At 59.3% G+C, this 11854-nt stretch carries 6 protein-coding genes and 1 rRNA gene; 5 read left to right on the top strand and 2 right to left on the bottom strand.

Annotated features, from left to right (window positions below):
* Positions 1-80, top strand: a 5S ribosomal RNA gene (rrf, locus tag AC1AX7_RS09170); the annotation flags it as partial.
* Positions 81-660: 580 nt separating this feature from the next.
* Here rrf and AC1AX7_RS09165 read toward each other — a convergent pair.
* Together AC1AX7_RS09165 and AC1AX7_RS09160 are read right to left on the bottom strand one after the other, a co-directional pair.
* On the bottom strand, positions 661-1692 hold the full coding sequence (locus AC1AX7_RS09165; RefSeq protein WP_476509778.1) for an alpha-arabinofuranosidase: 1032 nt from the start codon (positions 1690-1692) through the stop codon (positions 661-663).
* 173 nt (positions 1693-1865) lie between these two features.
* Positions 1866-2939 (bottom strand): LacI family DNA-binding transcriptional regulator, encoded by a 1074-nt coding sequence (locus AC1AX7_RS09160; RefSeq protein WP_476509777.1) that lies wholly within the window; start codon positions 2937-2939, stop codon positions 1866-1868.
* Between the two features lie 349 nt (positions 2940-3288).
* Between AC1AX7_RS09160 and AC1AX7_RS09155 the strand changes: the two genes are divergently transcribed.
* From AC1AX7_RS09155 to AC1AX7_RS09140, 4 genes are all read left to right on the top strand, one after another.
* Entirely contained in the window at positions 3289-4653 is a 1365-nt protein-coding gene (locus AC1AX7_RS09155; RefSeq protein ID WP_476509780.1) for a glycoside hydrolase family 27 protein, read from the top strand.
* 182 nt (positions 4654-4835) lie between these two features.
* Positions 4836-7226: an alpha-L-arabinofuranosidase C-terminal domain-containing protein gene (locus AC1AX7_RS09150; protein ID WP_476509776.1), complete on the top strand. Its 2391-nt coding sequence runs from the start codon at positions 4836-4838 to the stop codon at positions 7224-7226.
* A 63-nt stretch (positions 7227-7289) separates the two neighbouring features.
* Positions 7290-8855 (top strand): MFS transporter, encoded by a 1566-nt coding sequence (locus AC1AX7_RS09145; protein ID WP_476509775.1) that lies wholly within the window; start codon positions 7290-7292, stop codon positions 8853-8855.
* A 1602-nt stretch (positions 8856-10457) separates the two neighbouring features.
* Positions 10458-11831 carry an ATP-binding protein gene (locus tag AC1AX7_RS09140; protein ID WP_476509774.1) on the top strand — a complete coding sequence of 458 codons (1374 nt, stop codon included), beginning with the start codon at positions 10458-10460 and terminating at the stop codon, positions 11829-11831.
* The last annotated feature ends 23 nt before the right edge of the window (positions 11832-11854 follow it).

Genomic DNA, 11854 nt, shown 5'->3' with positions numbered 1-11854 from the left:
TTCCGAACCCGGAAGCTAAGCCCTGGCACGGCGATGGTACTGCACTCGAGAGGGTGTGGGAGAGTAGCGCGCCGCCGCATTGTTCTTTTGGGGGCCGGTCCCGTTGGGGGCCGGCCCTTTTTTTGTTTGTTTCCCCCGGGGGCTTTGACGGTTTCCCGGCCCGTTCGGTCTCCCCGGAGGGGGCGTGTTTCCGTGTTGACGGTTTTGGCCGCCCTCATCGGCGCGTCCCGGCCAAAAGCGTCAGGGGAGGGGCCTGCGTGCCGGTACGCGGCCGCGTTCTCTGACGGTTCCGACCGCTCCCAGCGGCGTGTCGCGGTCAAACGTGTCAGGGGACGGGCCTGCGTTCGGTACGCGGCCGCCTCCTCTGACGGTTTCGACCGCGACACGCCGTTGGATGCGGTCAAAAGCGTCAGGGAGGGGATGCCGGCCGGGTGGGAGCCGGCGTACGGCCGGCCTTTTTGACGTTTTTGGCCGCGGTCATCGGCGTGTCGCGGTCGAAAGCGTCAGGGGGGGGGCACCGGCCGGGGTGTGAACGGGTTATGGTTGGTCCCCCTGACGGTTCCGGCCGGGACACGCCGGAGTCAGCGGCCAAAAACGTCAGTCGACCACAGGCCCCACAGGGCATAGGCACGCGACATGTGCCAGGAGAAAGCAGGGGGTCTACAGCGTGTAGGCGGCTTCGATGGCGTCGTATTCGGCGGCGGTGATCGGCAGGATCGCACCGTGCCGCTTGGTCAGCCCGCCGAAATCAATATCGTCGGCGACCGCCCAATCCTGCGGATCGGCGCTTGCCAGATCGGCGGAACGGAACGGCAGATAGCCCTTCGCCTCAGCGAATTGGTCGCACATCAATCCGAACCGCATCGTGCGCCCATCGATCGTCTTCACGTCCGCATCGTTATAGCGGAACAGTTCCGGGCCTTCCAGATAATGCCAGGAATAGCGTCCATTGCCCAGCAGGCCGGTCAACGTTCCGACATAGCTCCATGCGTTCTCGTCATCCGTGCGCAGTACCTCATAGGTGGTCGCGTACGGGTTGCGTGTGCGTTCGATGGTGATCTCGGAATCCTTCGAAGCGCGGTACCACCAGCCATCATCATCGCGCAGCATCGTCGTGTCGATGATGCAGTTCTTGCGATCGATCCACTTCACCGGATCGGAGAACGTGACGAAATCGGTGGTCGTCGCATAATACATATTCGTCGGATCGCCCAATTCATTGCACAATGGATTGCCTGCTTCGTTCGTATTCGTTTTCGTCGCCCAGAACACGATCCATTGTTCGCGCTGCGGATCCCAGCAGGCTTCCGGCGCCCATGCCATGCCGGCGCCGGGAATTTCGGAGGCGACGTCGACCAGTCGAGGCTCGCTCCAATGCACGAGATCGGGGGAATCCCAGATCACCAATCCGGTGGAGCCTTCGGTGTCGGCGCCGTCATTCGGACCCCAGCCGCCGCGATAATAGATGCTCAGATCGGTGGCGACGATATGGAAGCCGCCACGCGGGTCGCGCACGATATGCGGGTCGCGAGTGCCGCGTTCACCGCCGTCCCACGTCAGTGCGGGAGAGCCCGCCGGGCGTAGATCCTTCCAGGTGACGCCGTCGCGGCTGAGCGCGAAATACAGCTGTTCGTCGGTCGGCGTCTTTTCGACGCCGGTGAAATGCACGAACAGATATGCTTCGGTTTTCATGTGGCTCCTTTGCTGTTTGTTGACTGGAATTGGAGGTTGGAGATTGGCGGGTGATTGCGATTGCCGAACAGTGGCGGGGGACGGCCATTCATTGAAGGCGACTCGTCAGCCGGCCTCGCGCCGAAGCCGCACGGCACTTTGTTGCGCAGCCTCCCGTCATACGGCGCCGCCGATCACATCGCTGAAGATTCCCGCGCGATCAATCGGCATCCGATGGCCATGCGCGCCGGCGGCTCATCCGGCATTCCCGCGGTGCGGCGTTCTATGCGTCGCGTCAGCAGGTCGAGCGTGCATCGTGCGAGCTGCGCGAAGTCGACTTGTATGGTGCTCAGTGACGGCGTGCTGTAGCTTCCGGCGCTGACGCCGTCGAATCCGACGACCCTGACGTCTTGCGGCACGCGGATTCCATGATCGGCCAGCCCGCGGATGACGCCTGACGCGACGTAGTCGTTGGCGCAGAAAACGCCGTCGATCGGCTGCCGGCCCGCCGATACCGCCTGAGCGATCCGCGTCGCGATATCATGGCCCGCCTGTATGCCTTCGACGCCGCCGCCGGCTTCAAACACCAATTCGGGCCGGTATGCCAGTCCTGCGTCCAGCAGCGCGCCGCTGCATCCGCGCAGACGCAGCAGATAGGAGTTTTGCGCGTGGGCGAGGTCTTCTCGTGCGACGTATTTATGCCCGACCAGCGCGATGGAGCGGCATTGCCGCCCGATAAGATGCTGGACCGCGATGCGCGCGCCTTCCTCGTTCGGAAAGTTGACCTGATCGGTGGTCGGCTGTTCTTCGCAGGAATCGATGAGCACGAACGGGCGGCCGCTTACCATGCTGTTGATGGGCGTGCTGGGGTTCAGTCCTGAAGCATGCAGTATTTCGCCGTCGAAAAGCTGGTCGGAGAACGGACTGGATTGCAGTGCATGTTCGGCGGCGTCTGGCGAATAGCTGGTCTGTTCGATGAACGGGGTGAGGCCGCGGGCCATGGTTTCGGCGGACAGCGCCTGCGCGAGTTTGGAATAGAAAGGCGAGTCGAATTCGTTGATGACGATGTGGATGATGTTGCTGCGGCCTGATTTGAGCATGCTGGCCGTGCGGTTGATGCGATAGTCGAGTTTTTTCGCGGTTGCGATGACCTTGTTGCGGGTCGATTCCTTGACTCCTGGCTTGCCGCGTAAGGCGTTGGACGCGGTCATGGGGGAGACGCCTGCCGCTTCTGCTACGTCGCGCAACGTGGGCCTGCGATCGGTCATGACGCCTCCTTTGTATGAAGCGGTATATTACATCGCCGTAAATATATCGATACATATAACGATACCGATTAAAAAGAAGAATGCAAAATCGGTATTTTGTACCTGAAATCGTTGATATTACAAGAAACTCTCCGTAAAGGCGACAAAGTTGTTTTGAGAGCAAACCAGCATAAAATATGTATCGTTACATATTGATTGCGCAGTACAGGACCGCAACGATGTCACGGCAGGTCGCAGCCTTCACGGGCTGATGCGGTAATCGTTGCATGCGTGTGCTGCAGATTCAGCATGGAGAAATGCAATGACGAATTCGACACGCAACGAAGCGATGCAGGCATGGCGTCCGCCGATGGGCTGGAACAGCTGGGATTCCTACGGAACGACCGTGACGGAAGACGAAGTGCTGGCCAACGCTGAATTCATGGCCAAGTATTTGAAGGACGCCGGCTGGGATACCGTGGTCATCGACATCGACTGGTATGACCCGACCGCGCGCGCCCACGGCTACAATACGAACGCGCCGCTGATCCTCGACGGATACGGACGCCAGCTTCCCGACCCGCAGCGCTTCCCCAGCGCCGCGGACGGCAAGGGATTCGCGCCATTGGCCGAAAGGATCCACGCGATGGGCCTGAAACTCGGCGTGCATATGATGCGCGGCATTCCGCGTATCGCCGTCGATGAAAACCTGCCGGTCAAAGACACCGAATATACCGCGCGCGATGTCGTCGATCTTGACCACGTCTGCCCGTGGAATCCGGACAACTACGGCCTGAACCACAACCATCCCGGCGCGCAGGCCTGGTATGACGCGCAGCTCGACCTGTTCGCATCGTGGGGGCTTGACTTCCTGAAGGTCGACGACATGCAGACGCCGTTCCACAGCGAAGAAATCGCCGCATACCACCGCGCCATCGAAAAAGCCGAAGCGAAATACGGCCGCGCCATCGACCTGTCGCTGTCGCCGGGAGGCTGGGTCGCCACCACATATGCCGACTTCCTTCGTGAAAACGCCCAAATGTGGCGTATCTCCGACGATCTGTGGGATCGTTGGGAAGACATCTACCAGCAGTTCGCCCGCCTTGCCCGCTGGGCCCCCTTCCAGCAGGCCGGCCATTGGGCGGACGCCGACATGCTGCCGCTCGGACACATCGGCCTGCGCGCCGAACGCGGCGACGACCGTCAGTCGCGCCTGACCTTGGACGAAAGCAAAACGCTGCTCGCCCTGTGGTGCATGGGACGCAGCCCGCTGATGGTCGGCGGCGACCTGCCCACCAGCACATCCGACACGATCGCGCTGCTCGCCAATCCGGCCTTGCGCGAAGTGACCGCGGGATCGTGCAACAATCGCGAAACCGTCCGCGAACGCATCTTCGCCGAATGGGGGAACGAGGATTCCTACCGCGGCGAGCTGATCGTATGGGCCGCCGACGCCGCCGATTGGGCCGACGGCACCGCAAGCGCCCATGCGGGAGGCCATTACGCCGCATTGTTCTGGACGGGCGACGACGATTTCAAGTTGGGCGGCAACATCGAACTGCGGTCCATCGTCGGCTTGTCCGATCGCAATGATGATTGGACGCTGACCGACCTGTTCGCCGGCATGCCCGGCGCGCCCGCCGACGTGCGCATCGAAGGCGAAGGCGCCGATCGCGTCATCGCCGGCACCATCCCGGCGCACGGCGCGCTGTGGGTCGCTCTGGACCGGCGGTAACGGCAGCGGCGACGCCAATCAGTCGTCATCCGTAAAACGTCACATCGATGCGCGGCGGTCCGTAATACAAGGCGGCAGGCTGCCCGGTTGCAGGCTGCCGCGCATCGGTCATCGCAATGAATAATCAGCAAGCACCGGCAATAGGGTGCACAGCAGCGTATATGAATCAAAGGAGACGCATTATGCGCGACAAACTCGTCGCACGTCTGGACGCCGCGTCCAAGCGCGCCATCAGCACCGACCTGTGGGGCGTGTTCTTCGAAGACATCAGCCATTCCGCGGACGGCGGCCTCAACAGCGAACTCGTCCAGAACGGCGCATTCGAATACAACCGCATGGATCGCGCCGACTGGAGCAACTACACGGCATGGCGCAAAATCGTGCCGGAGGGATCGTTCGCGGCATTCGGCGTCCGCAGCGTCGATCCGGTCGCCGAAGAAAACCCGCACTATGCGGTCGTCGAAGTGGAACATGCGCCGGCGGCCTTGGAAAACATCGGATTCGACGGCATGGTCTTCCGCGCCGGAGAACAGTACGATTGTACGCTGTGGACACGTGCGGAGAAGACGCTGCCCATTGCGGTCGCGCTTGTCGGCGATGACGGCGATGTGCTGGCGCAGACGCAGGTGACGACCGTCCCTGATGGCCGGTGGACGCAGCTGAAGGCCGTGCTGCAGACCGCAGCAGCAGCCGGCGATGTCGGCAATACGACCGCCGTCAATGGCGATGATGACGTATTCGCGGGCAAGCCGGTCGTCGCGAATCAAGGCATGCTGCGCCTGACCTTCCTTGAAGAAGGCGTGATCGACCTCGATTTCGTCAGCCTTGAACCGCGCACCACCTACAAGGGCCTCGCGCATTTCCGTCCCGACCTGGTCAAGGCGCTCGACGACCTGAGCCCGCGCTTCATGCGCTTCCCCGGCGGCTGCATCACCCACGGCCTCGGCATCGACAACATGTACCACTGGGACGCCACCATCGGACCGGTCGAACATCGTCCGCACAACTTCAACCTGTGGGGCTACCACCAGTCCTTCCGCATCGGCTACTACGAATATTTCCGCCTGTGCGAAACCATCGGCGCGAAGCCGCTGCCCGTACTGCCGGCCGGATACGGCTGCCAGAACACCAGCCAAGGCCCGGTGCCGATCGCCCAGGAAGACATGCCCGCATACATCGACGAAGTGCTGCATCTCATCGAATTCTGCAACGGCGACGCCGAAACCACGCAGTGGGGCGCCAAACGCGCCGAACTTGGACACCCGGAACCGTTCAACCTCGAATATCTCGGCATCGGCAACGAAGACCTCATCAGCGACGTGTTCAAAAACCGTTTCCAGCAGATCTTCGACGCCGTCAAAGCCGCATACCCCGACATCATCGTCGTCGGCACGGTCGGGCCGGCCCCGAGCGGCCAGGACTACGCTCTCGGCTGGCAGTACGCGCGCGAAGCCGGCGTTCCCATCGTCGACGAGCACTCCTACCAGTCCTCCAGCTGGTGGTTCCATAACCTGCACCACTACGACGACACCGATCGCGAAGGCCCCAAAGTCTATCTCGGCGAATACGGCTCCTGGAACACCCAGCTGATCAACGGCCTGTCCGAAGCGGCGTTCATGAGCCATATGGAACTCAACGGCGACGCGGTCGTCATGTCGTCCTACGCGCCGCTGTTCGCCAAAAACGGCCACCACAGCTGGAACCCCGACCTGATCTACTTCGACAACGAACACGTCTACCGCCCATACAGCTACTGGGTGCAGCGTATGTTCGCCACCACCACATGCGATACGGCATGGGCGGTGCAGGTCGAAGGGCCGACCACATTCCGCCGCGAACTGCCGAACACCGTAGGCCTGAACATCAGCGGCGGCGCCAGCGCCGACATCACCGATTTCAGCATCGACACCGCCGACGGCACCCACATCGGCCTCGCCGACGTGCGCTACACCGGCAACGGTCCGGTCGACACCGGCGTGAACATCAATGCAGACGCCTACACCATCAACGCCACCGTCACCTACTACGAAGGCATGTGGGGCGTGCAACTCAACTGCGGCGATGTGCACGGCAAGAACCACAACGTCATCTCGCTCGGCCGCGGGCACAGCGTGCAGGTCGTGCGCGACGGCAGCGGCTACGCGCTCGCCGGCACCGAAGTCTCCATGGACATGGTGCGTCCCGGCACGGTATGGCATATGCGCGCCGAAATCAGCGAACGCGGCGCCGCAATGCGGCTGTTCATCAACGATGAACTGATCGCGGACGGCCGTGAAGCCCCGGACGAACCGCGCCGCACGGTCACCGTCGCGCGCGCCGCCGACGGCGTCGTCTATGTGCGCGTCGTCAACGCGATGGACCAGGCCGTCGACGTCGATCTGCGCGATATCATCAGCGAATTGCAATTGCGCGGCGACGCCGCCACCGCGAATGTCCTTTCCGGCGGCGACCCGTACATGGGTGAGGTCGGCAAGGAATCGCCGACTGCGCCGCACAACGTGGCGGTCGACCTGTCCGACGGCGTCTACGCCGCTCCGGCATGGTCGTTCACGACATTGGCCTTCCGGAGCTGACGCCGCGGCGAACGGTCATTCGGAGAGCATCACGGCAACAATGGAGTCAGGAATCGACTGATCATGGCAACAACGTCATCATCCAGCAAGGCATTGCGTGCGGCGTCCGAAACCGCCGGCACGCGCAAGATCACCCTACGCGAAGCCATCGGTTTCGGCATAGGCGACTGTTACGGAGGCGGACAGCTGGCCATTACGGCCACATATCTGTCGCTGTTCTGGACGCGCTTCTGCGGATTGGACATCAGCGTCGCGCAAGGCGTAATCGGCATGAGCGCCATCATCAGCGCCGTCGCGGCGTTGGCGTTCGGCGTCCTTGACGACAACCTGTACCGCTTCCGCATCGGCCGACGATTCGGGCGCCGTCGTCTGCTGCTGCTGATCACGTCGCCGCTGCTGCTGACAGGCGTGTTCCTATGGCTTCCCGGAATGCCGCTGGGCGTGTATTTCCTCGCCTACACGCTGTGGGTGGTGCTGGCGCAGCTGTTCGCCACCGGATACAATCCGCTGCCGGGTGAAATGACGGATGATTTCAACGGGCGCACCATGCTGTCGACGGTTCGCCTGACCATTTCGACGGCATCCGGAACGCTGATCCCGGTGGTCGGCGGCGCCATCCTTGCAATGGTCGGCGACGACGTGCCAACCGGGTACATGGCGCTGGGCATTACGGTGACGGTGCTGTTCTCCTGCGCGGTGCTGGCCTGCTGGCATTCGACGTGGGAGATGACGCCGGAACAGGCCGGTTTCGGCGCGTATGCGCGCGGCGAAGTGAAGCCGGTGCGCGTGGGATTCTCCGGATGGTGCCGCCGCGGGGTGCGCATGCTGCGCGAATACTGGTCGACGCTGCGGATCGGCGAATTCCGCAAGCATCTGTCGATCTATCTGCTGGTGCAGATGTCGATGGATGTGTTCGGGCAGACGTTCATTTTCTTCGTCGTGTACAACTGGAACAAGACGGCGGCGTTCGCGTCGCTGCTGATCGGCTGCACCGCGGTCTCGCTGCCGTTGATGCCGGTGTTCGGCTGGGCGATGACGAAACTGGGGCCGAAGCGCCTGTACACGATCAACTTCGCGGGATGCATCATCGGCGCGGTCTGGCTCCTGTCCGCATGGCTGCTGGTCGGATCGATGCCCGCTGCGGGATGGGGCGTGTTCGCGGTGGCGGGCGCCTTATGGTTCTTCGTGTTCAAATCGTTGTGCGGCTACATGCCGTGGGCGGTGTTCCCGTACATCGCCGACATCGACCAGATCGTGACCAAACGGTACCGTTCCGCCACCTTCTCCGGCATTCAGGCGTGCCTGCGCCAACTGTGCTCCGGCATCGCCACGATGCTGGTCGGCTTGGTGCTGGGCGCGGTCGGCTTCGATTCGACGTTGGCCAAGCAGTCCCTTCCGGCGCAGATCGGTCTGGCGGCCGTACTGCTCGGCTGGTTCATCCTGGCCATGAGCATCTGCTGGATCGTGTCCACGCGCCTGACGGTCAGCAAGGAGACCGATTCCATGGTGTTGAAGGAGATCACGCGACTACGCAACGGCGGATCCAAGGCCGACGTGGATCCCCGTACAAAGGCGGTGGTCGAGCGTCTGACGGGCCTGCGATACGAGCGCTGTTGGAGCGATAAGTAATCCAATAATCGCGCAACCATCTTCGATCGTCTACCGACGTCGAATCCCGGCTGCCGGCCCGATTTTCGGTCTGATGCTCCCACATTCCAGGTCTCAAACGACCAAAACTGCCACTTTGGACGAAGTCACTATGCAGAAGTGGTCGTTTTCGGCGCCGAAAACGACCACTTCTGCGCAGTAGCATCGTGGAATGTGGCAGTTTTGGTCGGAACCCAATCCAATGGCGGCCGAGCACTCCCGCAAAAACTAAAGGACACTATTAACCCCATTTTGTTGCTTATGCTGCTTGTCAATGGACGCGAACAGACTACCTTTATTTTGTTGACAACATAGGGGCAGGAACTGTTCCTCATTGCTGCTACTGCTTCGTTGAAAGAGATGCTGTAGTCTAGTTGCGAATATGCACGATGGCCTCGAATGCCATATTTACCAGAATAGACGAAATTGATTCATAATTTGTTGCATTAGCTAATTGTGCAATTAGAGTACAAGGATTACAGATGTGTGGGATTATGCTCGGCTTACACAAATTGCCAAAAAATGCGGGGGCCCTGTGGGGTTAGTGGTGACTATCGCGGTATGCGGTGTAGCGATTGGAAGTGCCGGCACACAACTTGTCCAAAAGATAAAAAAAGAAAACACTATGAAACAAGGAATATCGGATAAAGATTCCGATGAATAAAGTGGGGTTATTTTGTAGGGGAGAGATATAAGCGTGAATAACAGCGGATATGATTGATGCTGCGATGGTTGCGGTATTGAGTTGAATCCTCAATCCGATTTTACTATCGAAAATGAGAGCTGGATATGTGAGGTATGCGGTTGCGTCAACGACGTCTCTGCGAACAGCATTGTTAGCTCCGAAAAAAGCAGCTGCCTGGCGTGATTCATTCAAACAATGCCGCGTATACGCAGATGGTTGGAGGACTAGCCATGACGCAACAGAAGCGTTGGTGGCATCGTTTTCATATGCCCTTATTGCCATTCAGAAACTTCCAATATGCTCTCTGTCCGAGCATCAAAATCCGAACTTCTGAATCTGACTTTGAAACAGACCAACGCTGCGATCAATGCGGGCGAGATGTCATTGTGTTTTGCACTCTTAGCAACTTTCTTGGGGATTGCTTTTAACATAAAGTACAAATGATTAAACTCATATCATTTATGTTGGTATCGCGATTCAAGCATGACTACGTCAGTTCCACTCAAGGCCACCGCTTACATTTTACAGCTGGAGGCTTTTTCATTTTCCGTCAATAAGCTGAGCCGTGGACTTCCAATTCCAGCTTCACGCACTCAATTCCAGATTTCAAACGACTGCTTTTGTACAGTAGCTTCGTGGGATATGGCAGTTTTATTGAAAGCTAATCAAATGGCGACCGGAAGTTGTCTTTGGTTGGGTTGCTGTAGATCTTTTGGAAGACGGTGTCTGGCATTGCCGGCAAAGCTGCCTGTTGTGTTCCCTCCAACATCCAAACTCGTCAAATCGTGTGGAATCGTCCTGTCTTTACTTGTCAATCCGTGTAAAAACAGTCCTACCAAACTCGTCAAATCGTGTAAAATAGTGACTGTCAAATTCGTCAAACCGTGAAGGCAGTGCCGATGTTCACTAGAAAAGCGTATGAACGCCTCAAAACTTGGAAGATGCAACGGCAAGGCTCAACGGCGCTTCTTATTCAAGGCGCGCGTCGTGTGGGCAAAAGCATGCTGGCGCAGGAATTCGGGCAGCGCGAATACGCGCAATGTCTGCTAGTCGATTTTGCGCAGGCTCCGGACAGCGTCATTGACCTGTTTTCCGAACAGCGGCACGACATCGCCACGCTGCTGCGATATCTGTTTGCGTATTATGATTTCACGCCGGTCGAGCGCGATACGCTTATTATTTTCGACGAGGTGCAGCTATGCCCGCAGGCGCGGGCGTCGATCAAGCAGCTGGTCGCAGACGGGCGGTACGACTACATCGAAACCGGATCGCTGGTATCGATTCGGGAAAACGTCAAGAACATTCTCATCCCCTCGGAAGAGGAATGTTTCACGCTGTATCCGTTCGATTTTGAAGAATTCCTCTGGGCAGTTGACGCGGCGCCGCTAAGTGCACTCATCAGGGACTCCTACAACACTCTGTCGCCCCTGCCCGAGGCGTTGCACAGGAAATCGGAGCGCCTGTTCCGTGAATACATGCTGGTCGGCGGCATGCCCCAAGCCATCCAGGCATATGTCGACAACAACAGCTTCCAGGCGGCGGATGCGGTGAAACGCAACATTCTCAACTTGTACCGCAATGATATGGCGAAATACGGTGGCATGGAATCGGCCCGCCTGGCGGCGATATTCGACGCCGTACCGGCGCAGCTTGCGCAGCATGAGAAGAAATTCCACATCACCGCGCTGGGCGACAATGCGCGCAGGCGCGAATACGAATCTGCGTTTTTTTGGCTGGCGGACGCAGGCCTGGCGAATATGTGCTTCAATTCCACCGATCCGAACGTCGGATTGGGCATGAATATGGAGCAGTCCTCGTTCAAATGCTACATGTTTGACACGGGGCTGCTCGTATCGCATGCCCTTGCAGACAACCAGTTCACGTCGGAAAACATCTACGGCGACATTCTGTCCGGAAAAATCGGTGTGAATGAAGGCATGCTGACGGAAAACGTGGTCGCCCAGCAGCTCAGCGCCGCCGGACGCCGCCTGTTCTTCTTTTCGAAGACGGACAGGGACACGTCGCGCAATCGCATGGAAATTGATTTTCTGATTTCCCGCCCCTTCGAAGACGCGGCCGGCAAGCAGCGCATCTGTCCGGTTGAGGTCAAGTCGGGGAAACGCTATACGACCACGTCGCTTGACAAAATGCGTTCCATGTACGGCAAGCGGCTTGGTCGGGAATATGTGCTGCATCCCAAGCCGCTGAGTAGACAAGGCGATCGTGTTTTCCTGCCGCTTTATATGAGCTTCCCGCTCAGTTTTGATTATTAGCGATTAGGACATAGGCCAAAACG

Source organism: Bifidobacterium sp. LH_449, assembly GCF_056356755.1.
Note: the sequence above shows the minus strand (reverse complement) of the source record. Positions and strands in the feature narration are given on the sequence as shown.

Bases quoted from the DNA above. Each gene is read 5' to 3' on its own strand.
- AC1AX7_RS09165 (WP_476509778.1), bottom strand. From the start codon at position 1,692: ATGAAAACCGAAGCATATCTGTTCGTGCATTTCACCGGCGTCGAAAAG.
- AC1AX7_RS09160 (WP_476509777.1), bottom strand. From the start codon at position 2,939: ATGACCGATCGCAGGCCCACGTTGCGCGACGTAGCAGAAGCGGCAGGC.
- AC1AX7_RS09155 (WP_476509780.1), top strand. From the start codon at position 3,289: ATGGGCTGGAACAGCTGGGATTCCTACGGAACGACCGTGACGGAAGAC.
- AC1AX7_RS09150 (WP_476509776.1), top strand. From the start codon at position 4,836: ATGCGCGACAAACTCGTCGCACGTCTGGACGCCGCGTCCAAGCGCGCC.
- AC1AX7_RS09145 (WP_476509775.1), top strand. From the start codon at position 7,290: ATGGCAACAACGTCATCATCCAGCAAGGCATTGCGTGCGGCGTCCGAA.
- AC1AX7_RS09140 (WP_476509774.1), top strand. From the start codon at position 10,458: ATGTTCACTAGAAAAGCGTATGAACGCCTCAAAACTTGGAAGATGCAA.